Genomic DNA, 26,422 nt, shown 5'->3' with positions numbered 1-26,422 from the left:
GCGGGTAGCTGTCGGACTGGGTCTGCTCGTTAACCAACATTGGTGTATCTCTATGTCGCGATGTTGGTTAAGGCGAGTCCTGACCCGCTTTGCTGGGTCCGTAGCGAGCCGAGCCACACACCCGACACTCCCAGATCGGTTGTCCCGTCCACGCCTCATCCGGGACCGACTCGTGGGTCTTGAACCGATGGTCGGTCGCCCGTTCACAGGTTTGACAGTCGAGTTCCTGCGTCGTCGGTACCGACGACTCTTGCCGATCAGCCCAAGCTTCGCCAGTAGACTCGGTCAGCGCCATCGCTGTAACCAGCCACACCGCGTCGACGGCGTCGTCGAGGACCGCGTCGAGACGCGACGCGCCGCGGATGCCGTCCCCACGCTGGTCGTAGAGGCGCGTCGGGGCCTGCTCCGGACGTTCCGACGCTCCCTTCCCGTGCCACCCAGTCCGGTCACGGGCGGCACTGAGAAGCCGCTCTCCTCCTCTGACGACACCTGTACCGCGTCGGGAAGTGAGGGCCATTGCTCGGCCAGCTGGCGCGCCGGCGCCTCATCGAGATCGTAGATGAGCGTGTAGTCGTCGACGGCCGGCTCCGCCTCGTTGGCAGAGAGGAGGTTCGCCGCGGCGCCGCCCTTGCCACGGCGCCGTAGAACGTGGTCGACTCGACAATCAGGTGGACGATGCCGAGGCACGTCGTCGACGCTGCCTCGTTCGTGCTAGTGGCGTCACCTCCGAGATGGTTAGAGAGACAGAACCGGCATTTCGTCTGGCCGTCTGGGACTGACACCCCACACGACTTGCACTCGCCATCGGCGGCCGTCGGCGCATCAGGGTAGCCACCAGAGCTCGTCGCGACGCGTTGCCGCCGGGGGGCACCCTCACAGCCGTCGTCCAGCCTCGTGTCCGGAATGTGGGACGCCTCGCCAGTCGGCCGCAATTCCTCAAAGTCGGAGTAACGACCGTTCATAGAGCAGTCTACAGAGAACATGGCTCGTCTTCGTGTTTAAATCGTAGCGTGGATAGACCGATGTGCAGTACAGACGGAGAGACAGTGGACTGCCTCAGGCGACCCGTTCCTCCAACGTATCCCGGTGTGCCCGAACAGTCGCCTTCGAGGCGTTCGCTACGTCCGCGGCCTCGGATTGCGTCAACCATCGGCCCTCTTCGCGACCGGCCTTGTAGAGGCAGGCCGCGGCGAACCCGGCCGGATGGACGCCCGTCGTGACGCCGCGCTCCTCGGCCTGTTCCGCGAGGGCTCGGGCCCGCTGTCGGATTTCGTCCGGACACTCGAGGTCCGAGGCGAGGCGCGGCACGAACATGCTGGGGGAGACGGGCTCAGCGGGGAGGCCCAGCTCTTCGTTCAGCGTTTTGTACGCGTTCGTGACTCGTGACTCCGCCACGCGGGCCATCTCGCTGACGTCGTCCACTAACCGCGAGAGGCCGTTGCACCGGCAGGCCCCGTAGACGCTGGCCGCGGCGATGGCCTCGATGGACCTGCCTCGAAGCAGATCCTCGTTCTGGGCGCTCCGGAAGAGCTGGCACGCCTGGTCGCGGACCGAATCGGAGAGGTCGAGCGCGCTGGCCAGCCGGCGCACTTCGCCCAAGCCGTGGGCGAGATTCCGTTCTGCTTTCGACCGCCAGCGACCACGGGTCTGCTCGCGGCGCATTCGCGCGAGTCGCCGTCGCTTCTGCCCGGCGATCTCGTTCCCCTTCGCGTCGGTGCCGCGACCGATCTCCGTCGACAGGCCGCGATCGTGACGGGCCGCAGTGAGTGGGGCACCCGTTCGCTCGCGCTCCTCGTCGTCGCGCTCGCCACTCTGGCCCGTGATCGATTCGCTGTTCGTCGATGACCAGGCCACAGTCCTCGCAGACCGTTTCGACCGCGTTCGTGGTGACCCGTCCGTCGCACTCGGGACATTGGTTCGCACTCGATTCCGTTCGGACGTCTTCGTCGAATCCGCTCTCGTAGATGTCTCTAGTTGCCATCGTTCTCACCGTGTTTCGGGAACTCGCCAGTACAGCGAGCCCCTCACCCATTGAGGGGGAAATAAACTCTACGCGGGATTGCCGAACCTATTGAGAGATTTGACGGGATTGAATTACGACGTCCTAGTCCCCCTAAACGTAATGAAGGGTATGTGCGCCGAGGCTGCTTCCCCTTTCCGGGCCTATACGGGAATCAAATTTTCAGATATGTTTCTCAACCGGCTCCAAGGCGTAGGATTCCGCCAGCTTATCCCGGCCGGTTAGGTTTGAATCCGCCATCGCCACGATTAGCTGGTAGCTTTCCAGGATTTCAGGAAGTTCCAACAAGAAGTCTGTAACGTCCGCTGCGTTCTCATCGTCCGGACCATTCCCGTAGGGCGAGTCAATCAGCAGCAGTTTGAGCGGAACTGTCTCACGCTCCTCCTCCAACTCTGCCAAAACCGTAGTGTGGAAAAGCAGCATATGCAGAAGGAGCTCTGCATCAGTTTGTCCCAACAGTCCTGGTGATTTCTGCGTATTGTCTGTACGGTGAATCGTGTAGCTGTACGAATTACCTCTGTCGAAGCGGACACCGGTGGCATTGGCAAAGGTGCCGCGTGTGAAGATTTCCAAGAGAGATTCCATCCGCTCTTCCAGCCTGTTCTTCAACCGTCGACGGGCTTCCTTCCGCTCCTCGGATATAATGCTTTGGTAGGACTCCAACGCATCCATCCGCTGCTCCTTCCTCTGTCTTTCCTCGTCAATCTGGCTCCACTCCCACACCTGCCGGGCAACACCATGTAACGAGCCTTTCTTCGCGTCGATACTGAGTTCGAGGGAAGTATTCTTGTCCCGCAGATCTTCGATTTCATGCTCTATCTTCTCCTTTTCACGCTTGTACTCTGCAAAGCCGGATTGCTCTTCCCGCGTTTTTACGGTTTCAAGTTGGTCCCTCTTCTCCTCCAGTTCCTCTTCCAAGAACTCAATCTCTCCCTCCAGTGTCCTCTGCCGGCTCTCCAATTCCTCCAGTTCTTCCTGCCTCTTCTCCCGCTCAATTACCTCACCTTCCTCGTCAACCTCGGACACCGTTTCGTAACGGTCGTCTGGAACATCCTTTCCGCAGAGCGGGCAGTCACCGTGGTCGTTGAAACGTTGCTGTTGCTCCGGGTCAACATCGCGGGTGCAGACCGGACACCGGTTCGGCAGCGAGATCAGCTGCTGAATTTCCTGTAAAGCAGGGGCAATCTCGTCGGTTGCGGTCTCATCCTTTAACTTAGATATCTCCTGTTTCACACTTCGGAACTCGTCCTCCTTCTCTTGGAGACGAGACTGAATATCCGATATCTCATCCTTCAAATCGATTTTCTCGGAGAGAGCCGAATCCGCCTCGCTCTTATCAAGAAGCCGGTCAAGTTCCTCCCGTCTTTCTACCTTCTCAGAAAGCTGGTCCTCTACCTGTTCCTGCTCCTGCCGCAGTTCCTGGATTTCGTCATTGATCCGTTTAGCCCGCTGCTTGTACTCCAGCAACCGAGTCTTCGCTTCCTGTTCCTCGTCCTCCAACTTGCACTCCTCAAGTTCACTGCGTATCGCCCTATCCACCTTGGTGAGCTTGATACCGAACAACAGATCGATCAGATCCGCGGCCTCGTCCCAACCATAGAAGCTGCGAAGGTCACCGGAGATAATGCTGAACAAGGAGAATATGTTGAACCGGTCGAAACCCTGCTCATACAGCGGTGTGATGCCGATTAGGTCGTCGACTTCTGATTGGGTGCGTTGCTCCGCCTCGCTGTGTTCACTGTCCCCCGGATTTTCGATGACGTTGGGCTTATTGTGGCCTTCATAGCTCTGATTCCGCTCCATCTCCCGGTGGACTAGGTAGTTGCGGCGGCCCTTCCGCCAGTACCCGTCGGTTTTCAGCTTCTTGTAGTTCCGGTTAATCGGTCTCGTGATCAATGGATCGTCATTGTCTCTGCCGAAAAGGTTGAACCGGGTGGCCTCAATGAAGCTGCTCTTCCCTTTCGAGTTTCGTCCGTGAATGATGGTGGCCCGGTCAGAAATGGAAACGTCTAACTCATCGATGACTTTGAACCCTTCAATATCCATCCGGGTCAAGGAGACCAGCTCATCGTCAAACTCGAGGTCCCGGTATTTAGCGTCCAATATGTCGATGAACTCGTCTACGTACTCGTCGTCGATTCCCTCATCTTCTCGTATCGACTGTTGGACTTCTTCCTTAATTATGGGTTCAGACATGGCCTATCTCTCCTCCAGCAGAAATCGTGATCCAAGGTTCAGAATCATACGTCACTCGTCTCCCTCTTAGCAGCAGGTCCCGCTCCTCTGCTTCCTTGACCGGGTCCAAGTCCATGATGTATTCGTGGAGTTCTTCCACCGTCATGTGACCGAATTGGAGGACGACGTGGTCAATTGTATCCTCCCAGTCCGACAAGACCTCTGTCTCCAATAATTCAAGCTGGGAAGCGAAACGGTCCATCACCACTTCACCCGACCGTCCCAGTGTGATCCGGTACCGGCAGTTCTCCTCGTTTATCTCCGGTGTCTCCACCTTCGCCATTACTTCCTCATCAATCAGGTTAGAGGCGTAGAGCCGGCGTTTATCCTCTTCCAATGTCTTGGCGAAAGGCCCGGAGCTCCGCATCCGGTATGTGTAGCGGAATCCGGTTTTCTCCAACTTGCCGTGATCGTATGGCGTAGTGTCTCGGTCCATTCGGTTCTGGTCTGCGAGCTCTTGGTTCACCAGGTAGACCAGTTTCTGGAACTTGTACCGGCTGTCAATCCCTTGAGAAAGGGTTTCCGAGCAGGAGTGAACCAGTTTAAGCAGCATCGTTAGATCCAGAATCTCGTTAACCGAGTACCGGATCTCATTCCAGCTCTGGTAGACCTCGTCGAAAGGAATCTCTCCGGAACTGAAGTCCTGGACGACGTCTTCTCCGATGCCAGCCTCCTCCAGGTAGCTGAGTACCTCCTCGTGGGTGAAGACATCCTGCTTCAGGTGCTCTAAATACTCCTCATCGTACTGGCTGAACGCGGCTTCCTGCCGAGATGAAATCCTCTGAGCGGTATCAACGAACTCCTGCCGCTCCGTACGCGAAAGATCCAACCACTGCGACACTCTGAGCAAGGCTTTTTCGTGGCGAGCCATGCTAATTCTCCACCCTGTGGTAGGCACCTTCGCACCATTTGAAAACCCAGGAACGAGCAGATAGGCCGCTGCACTCCGGGCAAATCGTCCTGAAGTAGTCCCTGGCCTCATCCATGATTTCTTCCTTCGATGAAGCTCTTTCAATAGGACGCTGAATCATATCGAGTTTTTGTCCCGGGTTCGAGTGCTCTGAATCGTCAATAATGGCTACTATGCGGGAGGATTTAGGAATTGTTGTACCATTGAGATAGTCCTCCATCTTAGTTCCAATAACTAGGTCACAGTGAACCAGAATCAAGCTGTTAGGGATGATCTCCTTGTCTCTCTCGATACTGGCTTTGGGCAACCGATGAGTGTCGGCCGAGAGGTCATTATCGATGTGTCGGCCTTCGCCGTTTACGTGCTCACAGTCTACGACCTCTTCCATGATATCGCCCACCGGTTCACCAAAGCAGGTATCTGAGTCTATCAGAAACAGAACCATCTCCGTATGAGGCCAGACAGACTCGACATCTACAGGTTCATCCATGATTGGCTATCTTCTTTATCCGCTTAATTACTGACTTAAGCTCCTGTCTCCGATCTTTTAATTCTTGCTGGTTTGGGGATTGCGAATCTCCGGCGATCAGATGCTTCGATGGCTCTGGTCGACCATGGAGATCATCCAAACAAGCCTCAACATCCTGAGCTAGCCTTGCTCCGTCCTGAGTCTTCGCCTTCCTAAGCACATCCGCAGTCTCCTGCATCGATTCTTCCAGTGCTTTGTACCTCCCGGTCAAATCGATCGGCGGTAGCTCGGTTTTCTCTAGGAACTCCTTCGCCTTGATTACCCCCTCAGAGGCCTCCTCAAACTGGTAGTAGTCATCTGGGGCGTCGATTTCGTAACGGTCGAAGTAGAACAGAATCAAAAATCCGAAGATAACACCGATGCAAAGACCCACCCAGATCTCCTGGTTGGTCGGGGCTAGCGGCGTCTGGTAAACCCAGGTATGGAGCAAAAACCCGATTCCAGTCGCCGATCCACCAAGAAGTAGGTAACCTGCTGCGATAAGACCAGGGACAAAATCCGTGTGTAGAATGGGGGAGAACGAGTCCTTGGCAGCACTCCGTGATATGAGATACGCGCCGAGACCGGTTACAACGGCGGCAACAGTGAGCACCTTTGTAAACTGTGGCACTACACTGGTATCCAGTAATCCTTCCGAGGTGAAGCTGAAAAGACCGAGAAGGAATACACCTTCCAAGATAACAGCGTAGAAGATACGTCGAGGCGGACCGCCAAACGTGAAGCAGTCCAGATAAAGAGAAAACCGGTTATCAGGCATTTTCAGCAGTAGATGATGTACGCGCCTGCCATTAACCCGTTGGAAAGAATAGCTATGACTGATTCCTCCGTCAGTTTGCTTAAATATCAGGCTCTTGTATATGCTGGAAAGAGGGTTCTCTGTAGCCGTGTTCGGTCAAATTCAGTCTGAGTTGACTCACTACTACGCGAAAATTCGTGGCGGAGTAACTAACACAAGCGAATACACCGCGGGAGGAATCACACGGACAGTATACTGGTTCCGCAACGACAGCAAGCGAATGGGGGACTACACTCCCCTTGGAACCCTGTTGATGAACGAACAAGCAAAAGACGATTTCTCAAAAGATGTCGTTGACTACGTCTTCCTCCACGAGGTCGGACACGACCAAGTGGGTTCAATGGGAAGAACCCTGTTTTGGGCGATCTACCTGAGCTCGGGACTACTCCTCATCGCAGGTATGATAGCATCACCGAGCATCCTGCTGGAAGCAGTCGAATCTGCACCGTCCATTGTGATGATTCCTGTCTACACAGCAGTCGCACTCGGAGTCTCTCTGGGAGCCATCATCCCCTTCACTTTGGTTTGCTGGATCGACGAAACCCTAGCTGAGCTATTCGCTATCTCTAAAATCGGAATCTCACAATACAGGTCTGTTCTGGAGGAAGTCAAAGAAGAATCCGAAGTCGGACTCCTCCGCAAGATCCGTATCCGAATCCAGTATCCGCCGGAAGCACTTATCTTCTGGATCGCACGGAAGCGAGGACTCGGCGGCACATAGAGTGGAGATGTGACTCAAGCAGTTGCCCCGAGAGAAGGCGTCCGCATCATGATGACGCTGAATGCGAACAGCGCCACGATGCTAACCGCCACCGTGGGTGCGGAAGTCGTCAGAACTGTACCTGCGATAATCGACGCGAGGGCGTTTGTTCCTGTCATGGTCAGAATCTTGGTTACCGGGTCGGGTCCTCGGGAACTGCCGTTTGTGGCATACGCCTCTGAGGAGTCGAACCTCAGCCCTGCCACGCGACCCTGCTGACCATTTCGTGACTTCCGATACTTTCTCCTAAACGACTGGACGTAATATTTCCTTCGAGTGCCGACCCTACCCCGGACAAATTGAACTATTTGTATAATTGGGGGTGGGCGTATAGTCGAACGGATTATCTGTTTTCTATTTGAATATTAGTAATTGTCGTACTGTTTTGAGTGGCATTACAATCGTTAGAAAATTCGGGTTCCCAATGCCAGCTCCAGATTCACTAAAGCGTACTTCAGGTCTTTGCAGGTGTCGTCATCATCACACTCCAGCCACACGGACGCGACCTCCGAAATCAGAGTCCGTAGCTCGTCATCATCAAAAGACTCGTAGTCTAACTCCAAATCGAAGTCCTCGTATTCCACCCGGTCCAAATTCTTTCCCATAACATCTAATTGGGAATCGACCGACTGACCAAACTGCTCCCGATAATTGTCTGCATCAAATCGCGGATTACTTATACTACTGCTTTCCGAAAGATAACGGTCGAAAGTATCCCTGTCACCCGTCAAAACCAGCAGCTTACAAACAGTTGTTCTAATGCTGTGCTCATCAGGTACAGTCTGTAGAACCTCCGTTGCCTGGTCTGGTTCAGCCTGATCTAACCAGAGAATACCGGGAATCCAATTCTTTAACGCGCTCTCAGCCAGAAGGCGGACAGCATCGTCGTCAAGACCGAGCTTATCATACCCAGCATAATACCGCATCAGGTCATAGAGAGAAGTGTAGTGTTCCGGATTACTATCCCTACGGTGGATGTCTGCCTCCAGATCGTGAGAGAGTTTAGTAAATGAGTCTCGTGTGACTTCGCTGGAAACTGTGTAATCCCCCTCTTCGTCAATGGAGAACGTAATATCAGCTTCTGCCTTCTCGTTCGGCTCTAGGTCTCCGATTGTGGCAATTGACTCAGGGTCAAGCTCAACTACCCGACGAATCCCTCTCATCAGAGACGCTCGCTCTTGCTCTATTCTATATTCGACAATAGACTCAAATTCGTCCCGGTCGACCTCCTTTTTCCCAGACGACTTCCGAACCCAAATTTCATTCTCTCGGAGCTCAACACTACCTTCATCATCCTCCAGCTTACTCGTCGTAACGCAAGGCGGCTTCTTCACACGATTTACGACCAACACGGCAAACTTGGATCCATCTTCCACAAAGGAGTGTAGCGAAAGCTGTGGACCAGGACTGAGTCTGGAATCAATTATGTCTTGAAGGTCATCGGCTTCGAAACTAAGGAGATGTCGTGTATCAGCATCTTCATCTTCAGCTCCTTCAGATACGCCAACTACGCCACCATCCTCATCACACCCGATTAGAAGATAGCGGTCTTCTCTGGCATCTAAAACATTGGCAAGAGATTGTACATCTTTGACAAACTCTGCTTCAAGATAGAGGTTTCCTTTGATGTAGTAATCGGATTTGAGGTCGACCCAGGCTTGCTCGTCGCCTCCAAGCCTATCGATCAACTCCAACGCTTCCTCCTTATTCATGAATGTGCTAAAGTACAGGAAGTTACCAGATTTGTATCTATCTCTGTCCATCTACTATCTCGAATATCTCAGCGGCTGTCGGGATATCCTGCAAAATAAACGCTGATGCTGCTCACAGGAGAAACCGACGGAGCCGTCAGGTACAGCATTCAACTACGGTTGTGGCTGCGCGCGCAGCGAAGCGAGCACGGAGCGGAGGGTGGGGTGGCGGGGTCTGGGTCGGTCCGGCACACAGCAAAAAGAGGGTTGCCTCGACTGGCTATTCTTCCCACCACCGACCGCGCTCCGGGAACTCGATCCGAGACCACCCGGTCAGCGCGATTGAGCACCGGCCTTCGTACCAGTTCTTGGCTGCTGCCCGGAACCGCACTGTCTGACCTTCACGCACCACCGTCTGCCCGGATTTCTCCCAGCAGGTGAACTTGATTTTCCCGCTATCATCCGCTATCAGCCCGACTTGTTGAATCGCGCTACTACTGGGAGACCAGAGTTCGATTATTTCACCTTCGACTGTCACCTCACCGACCGGGACGTCCGGCACGTCCGCGATGGGCACGATCGCCCCCGGCGCCGCTTTCAGTTCTTCGAGGGTCTCCAGCACCGCCTTCGTGACGTCCCGCCCGCGCTCCACCTTCTCGGCCAGCTGCTTTGCGACGACCGCCCTCGACCAACCGCCCTGCACTTCGTCGCTGATCCGCATCGCCTGCTCGTTGACCGCCGCGAGTTCCTCTTGCGTCAGCTTCTCTCGGGGATCCGTGCGCTCCGCCGGCGCCGGCTCGTCACGACCACACTGCTCGCTGACGACCTCCCGCGTGCGCTGCTCCCGACCGTCCTGCGTTCCCAGCTCGGCCTGGGCACTGATGCGCTCCAGTTCGGCTTCCCGCGCCCGAATGCGCTCCTCCTGTTCGAGGGTGACACCGTGAATCCGGTCCTCGCTCGTGTCCGCGATCCCGTCCGGGTGGTTCGCATCCACCTTCGCCTGCGTCTCCTGCTCGACCGCCGCCTCGAACTCCGGCGTCTCGTCGACGACCGGGAAGCCGTCTTCATCGACCGCCTGACCGCCCGCTTTCTCGAATGCCTGTTCATCGACCGAAACGACCTTTCCGCTAGCGTTGTTACTAGACATTGGAATCACACCAGATTCCGAAGGCGCTCACGCGCCGACTCCGCGATGCTCCAACATCGCGGTTTTCCGACGACAACGACCGACAGAACCATCTGCGCGCTCTCGCTCGCGCCTTCGCGAGCGCCCTACCGGGCGCGAGCGAGAGCGCGCCTGCATGAGGTGGCCCCAACCAGCACCGCGCGCCGACCCGCCCAGAGCGAGCGGCCAGCGGAGTAAGCGTGGGGGGTGAGCAGCTACGCCGCGCAACCCCTCGCGCTTACCCGCTGGCGCCGAGGGCACATGCACTTTAGCCCGGAACGGGCGCGGGCGGTGCGGAGAGCGCCCGCACGCCCGGAATGGTCGGTCGCGAGCGACGCGGAGGGCGGCAGCGGCGAGCGGGGCGGGCCGCTACGTACACACCTATCTAATCATCTACTTCGCTCGGTGCGTCAGCTACAGTCCTGGCGGACTCAGAAAGGGCGAGGCCGCCTCGGCCGTCCCCCGACCCCGCAAGCACCGCAGGCACGAGGCGCGCAGCGGTGGTCGCGGGACGTCGAGCGGCTGAGGGCTTTCGAGAACACTCCCCGTCTCCGCAACGAACGTCGTTATTCGTTGACGCACCCGGACTCATCCTCGACAATGACGTCGACACCGTCCGGTGAGACCTCGAGTGGAATCCCTTCGACAGTAAACTGGACGGCGATGTCCCCATCGGATGAGGCAAGCAACTGTTCGAGCGCATCGATGTCCACGTAATCGTGGAGTTGATAACCGTCGTCTTCGAGCCCGCATATCTCCAGTGTCTCGATGATCTCGACGACGAGGTCATTCGGTCCGCCCGAACTGTCCGCTGGAGGGGAATGCATCTGAACAATCGGGGCTTTGGGTGACAGACGTTTAAAACGTTAGGAGTCAACCACAGAAGCGATGCGCTCCTCTATTTGACTTAGCGCGTTCGGGATAGTGTCGGCGCAACCAGAAGCGATTATGCGCTTTGACGCCGACTGGATGTCTCGTGCCGATGGCCGCATTCTAGAGCATCTTGCTGAAGCCGGCCCCGATACCCCAAAAGAAATGGCGGAAAGTGACCGGGTTCGCTTCTCCCGTCAACACATCAATGCCCGCTGCAAGACGCTGGTCGAATACGGCCTCCTCGTCCACCTCGGGAACGGGGTCTACGATATCACGCGAACGGGGGAGCAGTATCTCGCCGGCGACCTCGACGCTCGTGACCTCGACCCCGAATAGCGTCAGCTGTCGCCGGCGACCAGGTCCTCGATGAACCGGAACCCGTTCACGTACGTCACCGAGTCCCCGTACCCCTCACTCGCGAGTACGGTTTCGGCCCCCTCGCCGGCCGCGATGTCGGTCGTGTAGATGTACTCCTCGGTCGCCTTCCCCGCGCTGAGATGCTGGGCGGCTAGCGCAGCGAGGGCAGCGTCGGCGCGTTCGACCTCGTCGGCGGGTCGGTCGTCGGCGTTCGCGATGTACCGCTGGAAGCCATCCATCACCCGCGAGACGACCGGCTCGGAGAACTCGAGCGGCGCCGCAATCGTCGCCCAGCCCTCGTCGATCGCAGCGTCGATAGGTGGCGCCTCGACGTCGGGGTCGTCGACGGTCAGCTCCTCGTACACCCGTTCGGGCAGGACGAAGGTGACGTCGTTCCGGCGAGCGAATCGGCGAACAGCTTGGTACCGACTGTTCGAGGGTTGTCCCATCGCGACGAATAGGCCGGTGTCGGCGATGTGGAGCCGGCTCACGCGTCGTCAGCCGCGTCGCCGTCGTCGATATCCAACTCGTCGAGTCCTGCCCCAGCTTCCTCGATGTCGTAGTGCTCGTGGACGACGGGCCGGAGCGCCTGGAGGACCATCTCTGCAGCCAGCGGCGAGATGTCGAGGTCCTCCGCCATCAGCCGGTGGGTCACATCCCCACGCTCCCGAGCAATCGCGTAGGTGAGCGCCGTCGCGAGGCCGGCGACGCCGTGGCGGTCGATGTAGGTGTCGATGTCGGCGTCCGTCTCGCGGCGGCCGACGGCGTCGATGAGCGCCGGCGTGATCGTGTACTCGCGGTCACTGGCGGCCGTCGTCACGGTCAGGTCGATCTCACGGGCGGCGTACCGGCGCGGCTGCTCGTCGTCGGTGACGTCGACGACGCCGGCGTCGACGAGCCGGTTGACGTAGCTGTAGGCGGTTCCCTGTGCGAGCTCGAGGTCGTCCATCACGTCCTGGACGGTCGCCTCCCCCTCCCGGGCGAGGTACGCGTACAGCTGAGCCAGCTGTGGCTCCTCGAGGAGATCGGCGACCGAGAGGAAGTCCTGGACGATGTCGCCGTCGGCGCGGTTTGAGGTACGTGACACGGGTGTTCTTGATTACAGTTTACAGCGAAACAGTAAAGAGTGTTTGGGTCACTCCGCCGGCGTCGCGACCAGATGCTCCTCGAGGTCGCGCGTCCAGTACGTCGCGAGTCCGCCCGGACTACAGCGGGCGCACAGCTGCAACGGGCCTTCCAGGTGCCCCAGTTCGACCCGGAACCGGGTGAGTGCCGCAAGTGTGTCGACGACCAGTCCACAGCCGTCACAGACGACGTGATCGCACTCGTCGGGATCCGGCTCCGTCTGAATCGCGCAGTCCACGCAGATCGGGTGGGTGACCCGCTCGTCTTGCCCCCAGGTGTGGGCCTCGCCAGTCTCCGTACCGGGCGGCGCGTCGCAAAAAGCGCAGCCGACGAGGGTCTGCTGCATCACTCGCCCTCCCCGTCGGCGTCACGGCCGGCCGTCCAGCCACGGTGGAAGACGGCCAACTGCGTTGTCGAGTCGAACGCCGTACCGCTCGGCTTGTGAACCAGAACTTGGTCCTCGGGAACCAGAGTGACGTCGTCCGCGTCGACGAGGTCGCTGACCAGGCGTTGGGCCGTCGTGTCGTCGACGTCCGCCGTGTCGACGCCGGCGGCGTCGCGGTCCTGGGCGAGCTGTTCCTTCTCGAACCGTTCGTAGTCGGCACTCGTGTCGTCGTGCGGATCGGGACCAGGCATGGTGCGTCACGCAGCGCACACTGTCGCGCGCTGCACGCCTTCCGGCGCCGACAAACAGTCAGGAGAGACAGCGTCTAGTCCGGTCGGGGATCGCGATAGCCGATGACGGCGACGTCGTCGATGAACAGGACGCCCTTCATGAAGTCGAGCTTGGTCAGACTGTGCTGGTAGAGGTTATGCCGGCCCAGGTAGTTTACTGGCACCACCAGAGAGCCGAACTCGATCTTTGGCCGGCCGTCCTTCTGGGTGCGGTACCCCTTCTGGAACTTGAGGAGGTCGTCGCTGACGTTCTTCCGCTCGCTCTTCTCGACCTCGATGGCGATGCGCGCGTCGGCGTCGTAGAGATCGACGCTGTAGTTAAACCCCTGATGCGACCAGAGCTTGCAGTTCGGGTTGTAGCCGCCGGCGGCGTCCCCTTCGTACTCGTACTGCGAGAGCTTGTCGGCGATCGCGGCATCGAAGCCGCCGACCTCCGTGTGTTTCGTCGCCCCGTCGAAGACGCTTGCTGGGACGGCCTCGACGGCCGACCGAATCGACGCCAGCCCATCGTCCGGAAACGCCTCGGACGAGGTTTGGGTGCGGCGCTCGCTCAGTTTGGTGACCTCCTCGACGACGACCATACTCGCACTCGACGAACAGTGCGCCGATAAAACCCGTCGCGACGGCCGTTCGTGCGGGCCGGCCGCCAGGATACACTCACTCGAGGGACAGGGCGGTGGGTGGGGGCGAGGGAGTGGATCCAGCCCCAGAGTTAACCAACACTGTGTCGGTATCGGTTCGGAATGTTGGTTAAGTCTAGCCGCTACGGTGTCTGGAGCTCTCGAACTGGCTTCACGACGAAGGTGTCTGGCTCGCTGGTTGCTCCTTCACCTAATCGCTCCGCCGACGTCGAGGACGACTGCGTGAGCTGAGTGATGAGCTCGTCGCGAACGGTTCGTCGAGGGACGGTGGTCTCGTGCCAGCCCAGCCGGTCGTCGAAGTGCCGTTTCTGGAACTGCTCGCCGACGTCGTCGGCGGCGACGTACTGCGTCCGCGTCGACCGCCCGACCTGCCGGGAGATGAAGACGGCGCCCACGGTCTCGTGCGTGAGTTCGACGAGGGCACACTCCAAAAGGGCGACGACCGACGCGTGATCCCGGTCGGTCGGAACCGCCATCTCGAGGTCCGCCCACGGCGCCTCATCGTCGGGGGTAGTTCCTGCGTGATCCGCTGCTCGTGTCTTCCTGCGTTGTTCCGAAGCCATCGTCTATCGGGGGCACGTGATGCGCCCCGCCACCCCTCGCGGGGACGACAGACACCACCGAAACGCCCCCCGTCAACCTATGCGTTAATTCTGATACTTCCGTAGTTCCGCTACCCCTGTGACGGCCCCTCGGCCTGAGAGAGCCGGCGGCCTTCGCACATTGCATATCGCCTCTTTCTTTGGACGAAAACCGCGATATGCAAGCCGAAATAGCGGACTTAAATTGCAGTAGAACCTCGTCGGGCCGATTTGAGAGCGTAGAAAGTACCTCGACGAGTCCCGAGATAATGCTGTGATTTCAGAAATTGCTCGACGGCGGGGCAAGGAACGTGATTTCGGTCGTATCTGGATTCCTTTGGGTCGCTGATTCACCTATTCTGCGTCCCTCGAGTTCCTCCATCTCGTCACTTCGAATCATTGGAAACCCGATACCCTCGATTTTGGTCGTATTAACCTCTGAAATAGTTCGACGAGGATTCAGATAGATCTGGCTCTGTTTAATCCTCCTTCATCTGATATGTTCCAACAGCCATGATGAATAGGGAGAAGAATCGGTCCCCGACGAAAATCATGATTGGGGCCGCTCAAATCTGTAGAGACTGAAGATGCTTGTCGAACTTCACTTTCAGTCCGAGGCCACCATCTTTGACTATCCCTGTTGAATAGTATACTAACAACAGCTCTCACCAGCAGGTATCGAACTTCCGAAGTAGTATCACAAAACCTATCCGCACCATAGCGGGAACACTCTAATCATGACTCCTCCCACGCCGGGCTCAAACGACCCATATAGTGAGGAGGAACCCTATGCAGACGCGCTTCTACGCGGTATTGAACTTGCGGTAGAGGACGTGTTCGACGACCCTGGTCGAAACATCACGCGTACGGAGCAAGAGAAGCTGTGCTACTTCGCAATTAAAGAGTTCGACCTCCCGGTCACCTATAGCTGGTACCTTGCCGGTGCATACACGAAGGTTGCCGGCGAGCCCGACAATGCCCCGGGACGGATGACCACCAACACGGGTGGGATTCGACGCGATCACGGTGAAACTGAGGAAGTGCAACAGTATCGGGACTACTTCGGGTCCGAGGTTTTCTTCGACGATTATGACCTGCGGAAAGTTTGGTATACCGGGAAATTCGACTTCCTCCGCGACTTCTACCAGGAATGCGCTCCCGACGAGTACACCGATCTGTATCTCACGTCGACGGATATTCGGGAGCACCTCGAAACCCTAGATGAGACGATTGAACAGGAAACAACGAACCATTCGCTGTCGGATTTCGGCGGAGGCTCACAAGAGGGGTTGCTGTCTGAATCGGACGAGGAAGAGTTCCGATTGCTCATTTCTGACCTCCATCTCGAGCTTGCGGAAATCGACGAGCTGTCCGAGATAGTGGACTTAGTCACTCGTGGAACAGATATTATTGAGCAGGTGTTTGCGCAACTCACGACTCTCGAGTCAATATCGAACGAGCAAGAAACTGTGTTACAGGATCTCGCGCCGTACTTTTACTATGATGTCTGGCGGTACCCGGCATTGTACATTTCTACGCAAACTGCGGAGGGTCCGAATCGACACCACTTGATCGAGGAGCACGCAGACCGGTTTACGAGCTTCCACGAAGACCTTCTATCGCGACGGAATCGGCTGAGTGAGCGATGTGCTGATGCGGATTTGTACCCGCGCGCTGGCCATCACTCCCAGAGAGTTGACGAAGAACAGATGGCGCATCTGCACGAGATGGCAAGAGAGGTTCTGGAGGGTACTGAATGAGCGAAGCCGCCCGACTCAACTTGGATACATCGGTGATGGTGAATTACGTCTATTCACAGCTTCCGGGCGACCTCGAGGAGGACCGCGGCTGTCAGCGACTCATTGATGGTGAGTCGTTCTATATCGTGATCGGTGGAAAGGCCAACGACGAGTTCGATGCGCTCTGTGAACGCCGGTACAACCTCTACGATGACGTAATTGCCTACCTCCGCGATACTGACAACGAGATTTTCGACTACGAGCCGCGTGCTCGGGATATCCACGTCAGTCCGAACGACCGGAGTCACTTTCGGGACGATATCCAGATGAGCTGGTACGATATGGATAAGCGAGAGCAGCTGTCGACGCTACGTCGCTGTCTTCAGGATATAGAACTGTATCAGGTGCAGCTTCCGGATGAATTGATTGACCGGTGTTTCCCGCAGCAGAGCAACGATCAATTGTTACGCCGGTTCAGAAGTGATCTCGATATTGGCCACGATTGTGAGATTCTCGTCGATGCAGTCGAGATCTCTCGCCAGCATTCGGTATCGACACTTGTTGCTGTGGATTCGCACCTTACCAACAGAGAGCATATCGAAGTCGTGTATGAAATCATCGAGGATGTACTCGGTGTCTCGGGATTACTACGGATCTCGGAACCTGTGGGTGTTAGCGCTGCTGCAGTGATTGAAATTTTGTAGATGGTGGAAGGGCAACGAAACTTCTTCAACTCTCCTCGAAAACTGAGGAAAATCGGTCACTCAGAATTGCTCAGCAGGACCGGCGGATTCCTCCTCGACCTGCTCGTACATCTCATCCGGGAACGGGAGGCTGCCCCAGATAGAGTAGGGACATTGGTCTTGGCCGATACAGTAGCGCTGTAGATCGTCGTTATCGCAGTTCATCGGCAACGGGGTGTCGCCGTCGATCGTGTTCGAGAACTCGTAACGGACCTGGTACTCGGTTTCCTGCTCGTCGTACCACGGCCACCGAGAGAAGACGTCCTTGAGATCCGTGACGATTTCGTCGAGGCTGCTGTCTTGGTACTGCGGCAGCCACATCACCATCCGCGCGAAGTTGTAGAGGTCCTTCCGCACCGGCTTCTTCTCGTGGAGCCGTTCCTCCATATTCGCCATACAGGGGAGTTCGAAGAGGTCTTCGATCTCTCGCACCTCGATCTGTTCGACGCCGGTTCCAGCTCGCCCGATTCGGTACGTATTGACGCGTCCGTCGCGGTCGATCGTGACTGCCGAGTGAGACTCGTGGTCAGCCAGCGTCTTCGCGAGACTGCTCGGACTCGAGATCCAGTCCGTTACAGAGGATTCCCAGTCGTCCTCGGCATCGTGCGCCGTAACAGCTCGATAGAGCTCTTTCGCCGTGTGGAACTCACCCTTTTGCGCCACGTCGTCGGGCGCGTCACTCAGGGCCCGCCGGAGGACGCGAATCGTCCGTTCCCCACGGTCCCAGTTCCGCCAGATTCGCTCGTGATGGCCGGTCTCAAGGAAGCGATCGATCCGCTCCGTAATCGCAGACTCGTTCGTGGTCAGCCACGTCAGCTGGTCATCGGAGAGCCCGTCTTCTTGCACCCGCAGGAGCTTCTTGAACGCCCGCTCAGCATAGTCCCGGTACTTACTGTCGAAATCACCTACTGGGACGTACAGGTTGTTGTCCTTAACTCGTGTCAGTATCTCTCCATCGTCGTCACTCCCCGTCGCCGCTTCGTCCTCCCGAACAAGGCAGTTGCGTGACGCCGCCGCCATCGGGATTTCGAGGTACAGGCCCTCCCCGAACTCCGGCATCTCCGTGATGCCTGTACAGACCCGACCCGGATGCGGGCCATCCTCACCTGGCTCCTTGCTGTACAGTACGTCGGCGATGTCCTGCTGGAGCGACCCATCTCCGTGGGAGCGGATGAGGGAGGCGAGATTGTTGACGTACAGCTCTCGGATGTCGTAGAGCACCTGGATGTTCCGGGGCGACGCGTGCTCAAACTTCGGGTGCTCTTTCACACAGATCGCACTCAACGTCGCGAGCACGGCAAGCGTCCCCGGCTCGTCGACGAACGGCTCATCAGCGGCGTCGGCACGAACCTGCTCTTTGAACGCCGCCGTCCCGAACCGCTCGACATCGTTCACGAGGTCCTCCGGCTTGTCCTCGCCGTCGACGACGTATCGGTTGTAGCCACGTGTAAACAGCTGGTTGATGCGGGTCTCACCGTACTCCAGCGGGAGTGCCGCAACTCGATACGCCATGTCCTCGTCGTCGGTGGGCGTACTCGGACTCATTCGTCGATCACCTCCGGTGTCGCCGACCGAACGTCGAACGCCGGACTCTCGATAGGTTGGACGATGCTACAGACGTCGGCGTGCAGCGAGTAGGGCAGACGAGCGACACGCCGGCGGTCGGCCGTCACGACGGGGTCGATCGGGATGTCGTACGTCTCGAGGAGGAGGTCGTTCAACACCTCGCGACTCTGCTCGTCGTACCGGTGCGCCAGGTCGGTATCCAGCAGGTAGACGTGGACCCCCTGCCCGCTGTAGACGACCATCGTCTCCTCGGCGTCGAAATCGTCCTCAAAGATGTCGCGCACCTCGAACCCGTACTCGATGGCGCGGTCGACGTCTTCGAAGGCGTACGGATACCCCTCGGGAGCGGCGTCGAGGATACCCGCAGCGTCGAGGAGCGCATCGTCGTCCCGACTGTCGACGTCCGCCGACACCATCTCGTCCGCTCGGTCTCGGGCGATCTCTTTCGCGTCGATGTCGACCAGGAGGACCCAGGGTCGTTCCCAGTGATCCAGCGCGTAGTAGACGGCGTCGGGCCGTGGGTCCGGTTGCTCCAGCACCTCCGGATCTGTAAGCGCGAACTCGCTCCGCCCCAGCGGGTCGTTGCGAGCTGGATGCCGAATGAACTCAACGACGTCCTCGAAGTCGTCGAACTCGGGCGTCGTTCGGTCCCCCGACGTATCTGTCTGCCACGTATCCCGCCGGATGAAGTCCTTGGCCGGCACCTCGTCTTTGCGAACCGGGTGGGACTCTCGGAAGGCGATGGCGTACTGTTTCGGACCGGTCGCCGTGATGAATTCCGGCAGGTCGTCCAGATAGCGGGGGAACTCCTCGGCGTAGTAGGCGTAAATCTCCTCGCGGGTCGCCTGTCGCCAGGTCATTGGTTGAGTTCTTGGTCGAGATTTTTGAAGCCCCGAACGGTGGTCAGGCCCGTAGCATCGAACTCGTCGACGGCGTCTCTGATGGTCGCGAACGACCGTGCCGCCCGCCCGCTGACCCGCTCTCCGATCCGATCGGCGTCGGCAAGGCTATCCAGGACGTCGAGCGCCGTCTCGCGATTGTTGAAGGCCCAGATTGCGTCGGCGTCCACCGCGCTGAGTTTGTCGTAATCCTCGACCGGGGCGTGCCGGTTGTTACTCGCGAGCTCTGCTTCGCCGGCCCAGACGAGATCGCCGTCTCCGTCGAAGCCGGCCACGTCCAGTACCGTGCCGTCGTCGCTTTCGTAGTACGGCTCCACACGAACGACGTCGTCCTGCTGGTGGACCCACAGTTCGAGGAGTCGGACGCCAACCTTGTGTGGCGTTTTCTCGCCGAGATCGCCCGCTCCTGGTCCCGCCTTCAATTCTCTCCCCAGGAGGTCTCGACCGTCGGGGAGGACGGTGTAGTACTTGCGCCCGGCAGCGGAGTCCGCTTCCAGGAGATCCTGCTCTGTGAGCCGCTCTATATGGAGGTCGTCGTATTCGTCCCGAAGCTGGCTCATCCTGTCCAGTAGCGTGTACTCGTCGTCCTCTCTGTTCATCACGTCGAGGACCCGATTCAGGAACCGGACGTCGTCACGGCTGAGCCCGCGTTGTCGGAGTTCGTCATCGGGGACGGGTACGCTGCTTTCCTGGACGGGCGTTGCCCCGTTCTCCGGCTGCGCTGCTTGGTCACCAGCTGGGTCCTCGTCCGTTTCGGTGGCCTGCCCGAACAGGAGCTCATCTCTGACTCGTCTGCATCTGGGTCGCTGTCCGTCTCGGTCGGCGTGGTCGACGTCGACGCATCTTCGGTCGTCGATTTGCTGATGAACGCGGATTGCGTCGGGTCCGTTCCTGAGTCGCCGTCGGTAGCCGAGCCCGTCGTCTCGGCCCCCGAACTCCCCAGCCAGTCTCTTCCGGAGCAGTGCTCGACTCAGTCGGTTCTGTTAGCCCGTACTGGGCCTGTGTCCGCTTGACCATCCGTGGCCGGGACACGGACTCGAAATGGTCTTCCTGGGGTTCTGTGAGCGGCTGGTCGCTTTCTGGATGCCCCGCTGCAATCGGAAGCGGCTTCAGCGAAAACGGCGGCGGACCAGTCTCTCCGAACGACGGACTCGGGAGCTGCGCAATCCACTCGCCGCTCGGCAGCGTGTTGATTCGGTTGCGGAGTTCGGTCGGAGAGAGGTCCTCGTGGGCAAGCGACTCCGCGAGGTCGCGCTCGATCGAGATGTTGCCGATGAGCTTCGTCTTGATGTTGTTCAGCACCTCGTCGTAGGCCCGCTCGTTCCGGTTCCGCACCTGTTCGGGGAACTGCATCACGAGTCCCATACTCAGCCCGAACGACCGGCCCTGCGGCAGTAGCTGCTCGGAGACGAGCTTCGTCGACGCGACCGGCGCCGCCTCCTCGATGATGAGGTTCGTGAGCTTCTCGTAGTCGGTCTGACCGTCGCGACGGCGAACCTGCACGGCGTCCCAGAGGTTGCTCAACAGCAGGAGTGTGATCGCTCGCTGTGCCTCCGGCCGGAGGTCGCCGAGGTCGAAGATGATGGTCGCGTCTTCGTCGAGGAACTCGCGGAAGTCGAAGCGGTTGTCGACGTACTCGCCGGCGTCGTTCTGCTCAGGGACGTGGCTGAAGATCCGCCGGAGATGCGCGTCCTCTTTGAGCTTGTCGAGGCGGTTCCCGACGGCGTCCATCGACACCTGGAACTGGTGGTTATCCTTCGCGAAGTGGCGCGTCAGCGATTCCTCGATGTTCTGGTTGTCCGCCGAGACCGGGGGAATCGTCTGGTCGCGCTGCATCCGGAGCGCGGCGGCGAAGAGGTCGTCCAGCCCGAACACGTCACTCCCATACTCCTCGTCGAACAGCGCCTTGATCAGGTAGCTGAGGATCTCGTTCGCGACGAACGCCTGCCCGTACTGCTCGCGGCCCATAATCATCCGGAGGATGTCGTGGAAATGGTCGACCTTGTCCTGAATCGCGTCCTCACGGTTACGACCAGCCTCGAGCGCGGGCCGGATGTCGAAGAACGAGAACGCGGGAATCGTCCCCGGGACGCGGAAGTGGTAGACGTCGTCCAAACCACCGAATCGTTCGTAGTGGCAGCGCAGGTAGTTCTCACACATCCCGTCGCCCTTCGGGTCGACGAGGACGACGGGGCCACCCGTCGTCTCGCGGAGCGAGAGCGCGTCGTTGATGATGGCCTTCGACTTCCCGCCACCAGTCGACGCGAACCGCCCGTAATGCGTCGGCAACAGGTCCGGCGGGATCCGAATGGGGTCCGGCCGTGGCTCACCGTTCTCGTCGAGCGCGTAGCCGATGGCCATCCCGTCTTGGAACTGCTGGATCAGATCCGGATTCGGCCACGGGAGCGGATTCCGACTCTGCTGTTCGGCCCTCGTTCCCCGCGTCCCTTCGACGGTCAACTGTTCGGAGGAGGGGACGAGGACGAAGTTCGCGAGCTCCGTCCCGCTGAGGACCAGCTCGGGGCGGGTCTTCCCTCGTCCCGTCGTCAACTCGCGATTGAGGAGGCGCTGGAGAGCGGCCCGTGCCTTCTTCTCCTTCGTTTTCTCACGGAAGCCGCTGTCCCGGAGGCGTTGCCCTTCGACCTCGTAGAACGGCCCATCAAGCGGGTCGAACACGGGGAGGAGCGAGTCCATTCGGCCATCGAGGTCGTCGCGGGTGTCGTCGGTGGGGACGCCGACGGCCCGGGTGTTGACCGTGAACGACCGTTTGGCGTTCTTCGCGTCGATGTACTCGATCCGCTTCTCGACGGCCTCGCTGAGCTGCCGGTCGTCCTGGTCGCTCCGCTGCTCCTCGACCTCGAGCAACGAACCGACGACTTCCTGGAAGAACGTATCCCGGCCGTCGACGAGGTCCTCTTTCCGCACCTCCGCATCGGACTGCCAGCTGGCACGCCGTTGGAAAACCACCTGGAAGGCGGTCGGCGCCCTCGCCTCCATCAGATGGTCGATCAGCGACGCCAGCGCCGCGCCGGGCTCGTCGACGGACGAGAGATCGCCGCTCGTTTCCTCTGTCGTGAACGGCGTCAGCGAGGTCATCCAGTCCTGCTTCCGCGACGCGGCGCCACACCACCGGACACCGAGCGGCGAGACAGCGTTTTGTGCCGGGCGAGCTAGAATCGTTCCCGCTGGTGTCATCGTCGGCTTCTCGATGGCCCGTTGCTCTTCCTCGTCGTCTGGAAGTGCATCGGGCGGTGCTAGTTCAAGGGCTGAGTCCCCGACAGTCACGTGATGATCGGGGACTCTCGTGGCTGCCGTACCGCCGTCGACAACGGGGTCTGCTTCGGCTGACTCGGAGTCCCTTGATTCCTCGTCGACGATGTCGTACTGTTCTGCCGGGCCAAACTCGTACTGCAGCCGCCCGGCCTCGTAGTGTTCGGCGAATTCCTGTGGTGTAAACTCGACCGGCTGTATGAGCCGGGCGGAGACGTCGACGTCGACGCGCTCGATGTCGAACGTGGCTGGATAGATGGAACGGAGGCGCTTCTCGAGCGTATCGAGGTGCGCATCGGCCCCGTAGAAGAACTCTACCGGGTCGTCCGGGCCATCACTGATCGCGAGGAACTCGAATCGGGGTGGTGTCTCACTGTGGAGCGGGTTCAGCTTCGCCCCGAGGCCCGACGAGCCGGGCGTGGTCAGCTTGTGGAGACTGTCGAGGACGCGGGAGATGCTCTCCGGGTCAAGTCGCTCGGATGTCGGCGTGACGCGCAAGTACTCAGCCATCGTTGGTCTCCTCCGTTGACCCGCCGTCTGGCTCAGCTTCGACGGCGTCTGATTCCTCGTTCAGTTCGCTCGTTTCGTTCGTTCCGTTCGTTGCTCGATGCTCGAGCTCTTCCTGGAACTCCTCCATCTCGGTATCGACGGCTTCGTCGCCGGCGCCGGGCAGTGAGGATCGGACCTGTGAGGTCGGGTCGAAGTCGATGACCTGCTTCTCCTTGGGCATCGCTTTGACTTGGATGCCGCGCCACTCGCCGTCGACGCCCACGAGTGCCTCGGAGAAGCCGGCGTCCTCGTTGCCCGGCACGGCATCTTGGACGAACCGCATCTGTGCGTAGTTCAGGCCGAACTCGTCGGCCCACTCCTCGTCCATCCCGTCGAGGCGGTGGAACTGCTTGACCGCACACTGGTCCAGAATGGCCTCGCTCTCGGCGTGCTCGAAGAACTCGTCGACCGTCTGCGTGACCAGCCGGATCGAGAGGTCGTGGTGGCGGTGGTGACGGAACACCGTTTCAAGAAACGCCAGGCTCGCGGCGTCCTGCATGATGTACCGCGCCTCGTCGATGTAGAACACGACCTCCTTCTCCGAGACTTTCGCCCGCTCGTACACCAGCGAGATGAGTAGCTGCATCGTCAGCGCCGTGCTGCTATCGACGCTGCCCTCCTGCTGGGCGAGGTCGAGGTAGATGACTTTCTCGTCGCGAATGTCGAAGTCGGACTCTTGGCCGAGATTGGCGTGCCGACCGTCGTCCTCGAAGGGGCGGAGCTGGTCGAGGAGCCACGTCGCGTCCTCCTTGATCTTCCCCGCCTCCTCGTCGGACCGGACGACGAATTCCTCGGGGTCGTCAACCATGTCCTCGAAGACGTCCATCATATCCTGAATCGTCGGGCTCGGATTGTCGTGCGTCGAGATGTCGTCGGTGATCCCGTTGCGTTTGTACGCCCGCTTGAGCCCGAGTTCGAGCGTGGTCCGGCGGTCGCCCAGCGAGATGCCCCGAAGCGCGAAGAAGTTCGTCAGGAAGCTCATCGCGTCGTCGAGCTTCTCGTTGAACGGGCTGGCGTCCTCGCCCATCGCTCGCTGGACGTGCTCGGGTGTCTCCCGAATCTCCAAGGGGTTCAAGCCGAGCGTCCCGCCGACCGTGATGCGTTTGGCGTCAAGCGCTTCGGCGACCCCCGCCCAGTTGTTCAACGGCTCGAGGATGATGCCGATTCGGTCCTTGCTCTGCTCGATGGAGCGGATAAAGTTCTGCTTCGAACTGAACGACTTCCCCGAGCCGGTGTCGCCGACGGTGAACATCGCGTAGCCGTTGTCCCGGGCGAACGGGTCGATGACCACCGGACTCTGGTTGTCCTTGTGAATCCCGAACTCGACGCCGCCTTCCTCGAGGATCGTCGCGTTGTGCGGCGAAGACAGTAACGCGCCGATGGCGCCGCCGAGCGCAATCGACGTCCGCCCGAACTCGTTGTCGCCGATGGGTGCGGCGGACTGAAGGGCGAGATCCTGGCGACAGATCGCCGTCTTCGGCGTGAGGTTCGCCGGATCGTCGCGGAGTGCGCTTTTGACCTTCTGGACGGCGTCGCGGAGGTCCTCCTTCTCGTCGGCCCTGACCGTGATGAACATCCCCTGGTCGAAGACGTTCGCGCCGTTCTCGACGGCCTTGTACGTCGCTGCGGCCTCGTTGGCGCGTTCCTGAAGGTAGGCACTCCGCACGCTCTGTTCGAGGTCAGCGTCCACCTGAAGGTCGTCAGCGATATCCTGCAGTTCGTTCCGCGCCCGCTCCTGGTTCTTCGGCGTGATGTGGGCCGTCAGGTCGAACTGCACGTCCGTCATCTCGAAGAGCTCGGAGAGGTAGCCGTCGTTGGGGTAGTCCGGATAGTCAGCGATGTATAGCGTCGTCGTCCACTGCTCGCCGACCCGTGCCGCGCGCGTCTCCCACTCGATCGCCGCCGGCGCCGTCACCGTCTTGTGTGACTCAGCGATGTCGTCGAGGAGTTGGCGTTCGGCCGCGCCCTGTTCGATGGTCTCCTCGTCGAGCAGATCCGAGAACTCGACCTCTTCCTCGTCGTCTTCGGTGTACCAGTCCCAGAGGAGTTTCCCGCCGATACCGACCAGTACCGCGAGCAGGATGTAGAGGGCCGCCCCTTCAGCTGAGGTCGGATTCGTGAGCCACTCTGTGAGCTGGCTGACGGCTCCGCTGCCCGTCTGGAGGACGAGGTTACGCATCGTGGGCATCCTCCCGGCGCGAGTGGCCGATGATGGGTTGTTCGCGAACGACGCGCTCCGCGTCGTCGTAGTCGTGTTCGCGGCCGTTCCAGAAGTCCATATTCAACACGAAGAGTTCGACCGTGCTGAGCCGCCGAGCAGACCACCCTGAGGCCTGCTGGATGAACTCCGACCGCACGTCGTTGACTCGGCTGTCCAGCTTCTCGAACATCTGTGCGCGGCGCTCGACGTCGGTGAGGTCCTCGCGGCGGGTCACGAACGGGTTGAACAGGAACCCGATGACGGGGAACTGCGTCAGCTTCTCGGCCGGCGTCCCCTCGTCACGGAAGCGGTCATAGACCTCCAGCGGGGTGACTTGGACGCCGATGTAGTACCGCATCTGCTGGATGCCCCGTTCGCGCATCTCTTTCGGCCGCGTCTCCCGATACTCCTCGAGGAGTTCCCGGAAGATGGGGTTCTCTTTGACGTCCTCGTCGTTCAGGCGGTCTTCGATGTTCTCCGTGATCTGTTCGACTGGGAACGAGCGGGTCGTGGCGTGGAGTTTGAGCTTCGAGTCCAGTTCCTTGTTGGCGAACTCCTCGCCGGCGTCCTGGAGCTGTGCCCAGTCGTCGGACATCGCGAAGTCCATGTTGCCGGGGTCGATCTCGATGAACGCCTCCATCGTGCCGTCCGCGCGCTGGATCGCGCCAGCGCCCGGCCACGCCCGTTCGATGTTCGTGAGGTCCTGCGTCCGCTCGTCGGGCTTGAACGGCGTGTAGTTCGCGAGCCCGCCCTCGTTGCGCTCTGTCTCGTTGGTACTACTGTCGGCCTCCTCCGGGGCGCTGAACGTGATCTGGGGGCGCTTGACGTAGCGATAGACGTCTTTCGTCCACGTCCACGCGTTGAGGTGGTCGGGCGAGACGTAGACGATCGCGACGCCGAACCCGAAGCCACCTGCGACGAACGGCAGGGCGAGTGATTCGATGCCGGTGAGGCCGGCGATGAACAGGCCGACGATCGGGAAGGCGATCAGGACGCCGACGTCGCCTTCCTCGATGTTGAGGTAGGGGATGCGACTCTCCTCACCGAACTGGTCCATGATGCGCCGTGCGGCTGCGTCTTCGTCGATGGACATGGATT

General features: G+C 59.5%; 21 protein-coding genes and 3 pseudogenes. 4 read left to right on the top strand and 20 right to left on the bottom strand.

Annotation, left to right across the window (positions count from 1 at the left end; translation table 11 throughout):
• Positions 1-67: 67 nt before the first annotated feature.
• The 6 genes and pseudogenes from V8686_RS18385 to V8686_RS18360 all read right to left on the bottom strand — a co-directional run bounded on the left by V8686_RS18385 (position 68) and on the right by V8686_RS18360 (position 6,451).
• Positions 68-962 (bottom strand): annotated as a pseudogene (locus V8686_RS18385) (biosurfactant protein 1).
• A 94-nt stretch (positions 963-1,056) separates the two neighbouring features.
• Positions 1,057-1,981 (bottom strand): annotated as a pseudogene (locus V8686_RS18380) (transcription initiation factor IIB).
• 201 nt (positions 1,982-2,182) lie between these two features.
• Positions 2,183-4,216 (bottom strand): AAA family ATPase, encoded by a 2,034-nt coding sequence (locus V8686_RS18375; protein WP_340696139.1) that lies wholly within the window; start codon positions 4,214-4,216, stop codon positions 2,183-2,185.
• The gene (locus tag V8686_RS18370) at positions 4,209-5,126 is read right to left on the bottom strand and encodes a hypothetical protein (protein ID WP_340696138.1); all 918 of its coding nucleotides are present in this window, start codon (positions 5,124-5,126) and stop codon (positions 4,209-4,211) included. The genes V8686_RS18375 and V8686_RS18370 overlap by 8 nt, the downstream gene beginning before the upstream one ends.
• A 1-nt stretch (position 5,127) precedes the next feature.
• Complete coding sequence (locus V8686_RS18365; protein WP_340696137.1) at positions 5,128-5,655, bottom strand: hypothetical protein; 528 nt, start codon at positions 5,653-5,655, stop codon at positions 5,128-5,130.
• Entirely contained in the window at positions 5,648-6,451 is an 804-nt protein-coding gene (locus V8686_RS18360; RefSeq protein ID WP_340696136.1) for a hypothetical protein, read from the bottom strand. Before V8686_RS18360 ends, V8686_RS18365 begins: the two co-directional genes overlap by 8 nt.
• A 259-nt stretch (positions 6,452-6,710) precedes the next feature.
• Here V8686_RS18360 and V8686_RS18355 point away from each other — a divergent pair, with 259 nt between their 5' ends.
• Positions 6,711-7,211 (top strand): hypothetical protein, encoded by a 501-nt coding sequence (locus V8686_RS18355; RefSeq protein ID WP_379706991.1) that lies wholly within the window; start codon positions 6,711-6,713, stop codon positions 7,209-7,211.
• Positions 7,212-7,654: 443 nt separating this feature from the next.
• Here V8686_RS18355 and V8686_RS18350 read toward each other — a convergent pair whose 3' ends face one another.
• The 3 genes from V8686_RS18350 to V8686_RS18340 form a co-directional block, all read right to left on the bottom strand.
• The gene (locus tag V8686_RS18350; protein WP_340696134.1) at positions 7,655-9,013 is read right to left on the bottom strand and encodes an AlbA family DNA-binding domain-containing protein; all 1,359 of its coding nucleotides are present in this window, start codon (positions 9,011-9,013) and stop codon (positions 7,655-7,657) included.
• A gap of 208 nt (positions 9,014-9,221) precedes the next feature.
• Positions 9,222-10,088 carry a DNA-binding protein gene (locus tag V8686_RS18345; RefSeq protein ID WP_340696133.1) on the bottom strand — a complete coding sequence of 289 codons (867 nt, stop codon included), beginning with the start codon at positions 10,086-10,088 and terminating at the stop codon, positions 9,222-9,224.
• Between the two features lie 584 nt (positions 10,089-10,672).
• Positions 10,673-10,933: a HalOD1 output domain-containing protein gene (locus tag V8686_RS18340; protein ID WP_340696132.1), complete on the bottom strand. Its 261-nt coding sequence runs from the start codon at positions 10,931-10,933 to the stop codon at positions 10,673-10,675.
• A gap of 121 nt (positions 10,934-11,054) precedes the next feature.
• On the opposite strand from V8686_RS18340, the gene V8686_RS18335 reads away from it, so the two are divergent.
• The gene (locus V8686_RS18335; RefSeq protein WP_340696131.1) at positions 11,055-11,315 is read left to right on the top strand and encodes a MarR family transcriptional regulator; all 261 of its coding nucleotides are present in this window, start codon (positions 11,055-11,057) and stop codon (positions 11,313-11,315) included.
• Between the two features lie 2 nt (positions 11,316-11,317).
• On the opposite strand, the gene V8686_RS18330 is transcribed toward V8686_RS18335, so the two are convergent.
• From V8686_RS18330 to V8686_RS18305, 6 genes are all read right to left on the bottom strand, one after another.
• Positions 11,318-11,827 carry a hypothetical protein gene (locus V8686_RS18330; protein WP_340696130.1) on the bottom strand — a complete coding sequence of 170 codons (510 nt, stop codon included), beginning with the start codon at positions 11,825-11,827 and terminating at the stop codon, positions 11,318-11,320.
• Positions 11,824-12,423: a DUF7437 domain-containing protein gene (locus tag V8686_RS18325; protein WP_340696129.1), complete on the bottom strand. Its 600-nt coding sequence runs from the start codon at positions 12,421-12,423 to the stop codon at positions 11,824-11,826. The genes V8686_RS18330 and V8686_RS18325 overlap by 4 nt, the downstream gene beginning before the upstream one ends.
• Before the next feature lie 48 nt (positions 12,424-12,471).
• Positions 12,472-12,807: a DUF7558 family protein gene (locus tag V8686_RS18320; RefSeq protein ID WP_340696128.1), complete on the bottom strand. Its 336-nt coding sequence runs from the start codon at positions 12,805-12,807 to the stop codon at positions 12,472-12,474.
• On the bottom strand, positions 12,807-13,097 hold the full coding sequence (locus V8686_RS18315; protein WP_340696127.1) for a hypothetical protein: 291 nt from the start codon (positions 13,095-13,097) through the stop codon (positions 12,807-12,809). The genes V8686_RS18320 and V8686_RS18315 overlap by 1 nt, the downstream gene beginning before the upstream one ends.
• A gap of 74 nt (positions 13,098-13,171) precedes the next feature.
• Positions 13,172-13,717 carry a hypothetical protein gene (locus V8686_RS18310; RefSeq protein ID WP_340696126.1) on the bottom strand — a complete coding sequence of 182 codons (546 nt, stop codon included), beginning with the start codon at positions 13,715-13,717 and terminating at the stop codon, positions 13,172-13,174.
• A 182-nt stretch (positions 13,718-13,899) separates the two neighbouring features.
• Complete coding sequence (locus V8686_RS18305; protein WP_340696125.1) at positions 13,900-14,340, bottom strand: hypothetical protein; 441 nt, start codon at positions 14,338-14,340, stop codon at positions 13,900-13,902.
• Positions 14,341-15,095: 755 nt separating this feature from the next.
• On the opposite strand from V8686_RS18305, the gene V8686_RS18300 reads away from it, so the two are divergent.
• Both V8686_RS18300 and V8686_RS18295 read left to right on the top strand, forming a co-directional pair.
• The gene (locus V8686_RS18300) at positions 15,096-16,118 is read left to right on the top strand and encodes a hypothetical protein (RefSeq protein ID WP_340696124.1); all 1,023 of its coding nucleotides are present in this window, start codon (positions 15,096-15,098) and stop codon (positions 16,116-16,118) included.
• Positions 16,115-16,801, top strand: coding sequence for a hypothetical protein (locus V8686_RS18295; RefSeq protein WP_340696123.1), 687 nt, complete (start codon positions 16,115-16,117; stop codon positions 16,799-16,801). Before V8686_RS18300 ends, V8686_RS18295 begins: the two co-directional genes overlap by 4 nt.
• Positions 16,802-16,861: 60 nt before the next feature.
• Here the strand turns inward: V8686_RS18295 and V8686_RS18290 are convergent, their stop codons facing one another.
• The 5 genes and pseudogenes from V8686_RS18290 to V8686_RS18270 all read right to left on the bottom strand — a co-directional run bounded on the left by V8686_RS18290 (position 16,862) and on the right by V8686_RS18270 (position 26,417).
• A complete protein-coding gene (locus tag V8686_RS18290) occupies positions 16,862-18,385 on the bottom strand; it encodes a primase-associated protein (RefSeq protein WP_340696122.1) in 1,524 nt (507 codons plus the stop codon).
• Entirely contained in the window at positions 18,382-19,266 is an 885-nt protein-coding gene (locus tag V8686_RS18285; RefSeq protein WP_340696121.1) for a bifunctional DNA primase/polymerase, read from the bottom strand. The genes V8686_RS18290 and V8686_RS18285 overlap by 4 nt, the downstream gene beginning before the upstream one ends.
• Positions 19,263-23,085: pseudogene (locus tag V8686_RS18280) on the bottom strand (ATP-binding protein). The gene V8686_RS18285 and the pseudogene V8686_RS18280 overlap by 4 nt, the downstream one beginning before the upstream one ends.
• Positions 23,078-25,312: a VirB4 family type IV secretion system protein gene (locus V8686_RS18275; protein ID WP_340696120.1), complete on the bottom strand. Its 2,235-nt coding sequence runs from the start codon at positions 25,310-25,312 to the stop codon at positions 23,078-23,080. Before V8686_RS18275 ends, V8686_RS18280 begins: the two are co-directional and overlap by 8 nt.
• On the bottom strand, positions 25,296-26,417 hold the full coding sequence (locus V8686_RS18270) for a hypothetical protein (RefSeq protein ID WP_340696119.1): 1,122 nt from the start codon (positions 26,415-26,417) through the stop codon (positions 25,296-25,298). The genes V8686_RS18275 and V8686_RS18270 overlap by 17 nt, the downstream gene beginning before the upstream one ends.
• Positions 26,418-26,422 lie beyond the last annotated feature (5 nt).

This window comes from Haloplanus litoreus, from assembly GCF_045690335.1.
Lineage (GTDB): Archaea > Halobacteriota > Halobacteria > Halobacteriales > Haloferacaceae > Haloplanus > Haloplanus litoreus.
This window is presented reverse-complemented; position numbering and strand designations above follow the sequence as displayed.

What these genes read in the sequence shown, in the direction of transcription:
- V8686_RS18295 (WP_340696123.1), top strand. Translation starts at nt 16,115, where the DNA reads ATGAGCGAAGCCGCCCGACTCAACTTGGATACATCGGTGATGGTGAAT.
- V8686_RS18350 (WP_340696134.1), bottom strand. Translation starts at nt 9,013, where the DNA reads ATGGACAGAGATAGATACAAATCTGGTAACTTCCTGTACTTTAGCACA.
- V8686_RS18320 (WP_340696128.1), bottom strand. Translation starts at nt 12,807, where the DNA reads ATGCAGCAGACCCTCGTCGGCTGCGCTTTTTGCGACGCGCCGCCCGGT.
- V8686_RS18360 (WP_340696136.1), bottom strand. Translation starts at nt 6,451, where the DNA reads ATGCCTGATAACCGGTTTTCTCTTTATCTGGACTGCTTCACGTTTGGC.
- V8686_RS18315 (WP_340696127.1), bottom strand. Translation starts at nt 13,097, where the DNA reads ATGCCTGGTCCCGATCCGCACGACGACACGAGTGCCGACTACGAACGG.
- V8686_RS18370 (WP_340696138.1), bottom strand. Translation starts at nt 5,126, where the DNA reads ATGGCTCGCCACGAAAAAGCCTTGCTCAGAGTGTCGCAGTGGTTGGAT.
- V8686_RS18275 (WP_340696120.1), bottom strand. Translation starts at nt 25,312, where the DNA reads ATGCCCACGATGCGTAACCTCGTCCTCCAGACGGGCAGCGGAGCCGTC.
- V8686_RS18270 (WP_340696119.1), bottom strand. Translation starts at nt 26,417, where the DNA reads ATGTCCATCGACGAAGACGCAGCCGCACGGCGCATCATGGACCAGTTC.
- V8686_RS18355 (WP_379706991.1), top strand. Translation starts at nt 6,711, where the DNA reads ATGGGGGACTACACTCCCCTTGGAACCCTGTTGATGAACGAACAAGCA.
- V8686_RS18285 (WP_340696121.1), bottom strand. Translation starts at nt 19,266, where the DNA reads ATGACCTGGCGACAGGCGACCCGCGAGGAGATTTACGCCTACTACGCC.
- V8686_RS18345 (WP_340696133.1), bottom strand. Translation starts at nt 10,088, where the DNA reads ATGTCTAGTAACAACGCTAGCGGAAAGGTCGTTTCGGTCGATGAACAG.
- V8686_RS18340 (WP_340696132.1), bottom strand. Translation starts at nt 10,933, where the DNA reads ATGCATTCCCCTCCAGCGGACAGTTCGGGCGGACCGAATGACCTCGTC.
- V8686_RS18375 (WP_340696139.1), bottom strand. Translation starts at nt 4,216, where the DNA reads ATGTCTGAACCCATAATTAAGGAAGAAGTCCAACAGTCGATACGAGAA.
- V8686_RS18305 (WP_340696125.1), bottom strand. Translation starts at nt 14,340, where the DNA reads ATGGCTTCGGAACAACGCAGGAAGACACGAGCAGCGGATCACGCAGGA.
- V8686_RS18335 (WP_340696131.1), top strand. Translation starts at nt 11,055, where the DNA reads ATGCGCTTTGACGCCGACTGGATGTCTCGTGCCGATGGCCGCATTCTA.
- V8686_RS18300 (WP_340696124.1), top strand. Translation starts at nt 15,096, where the DNA reads ATGACTCCTCCCACGCCGGGCTCAAACGACCCATATAGTGAGGAGGAA.
- V8686_RS18365 (WP_340696137.1), bottom strand. Translation starts at nt 5,655, where the DNA reads ATGGATGAACCTGTAGATGTCGAGTCTGTCTGGCCTCATACGGAGATG.
- V8686_RS18310 (WP_340696126.1), bottom strand. Translation starts at nt 13,717, where the DNA reads ATGGTCGTCGTCGAGGAGGTCACCAAACTGAGCGAGCGCCGCACCCAA.
- V8686_RS18290 (WP_340696122.1), bottom strand. Translation starts at nt 18,385, where the DNA reads ATGAGTCCGAGTACGCCCACCGACGACGAGGACATGGCGTATCGAGTT.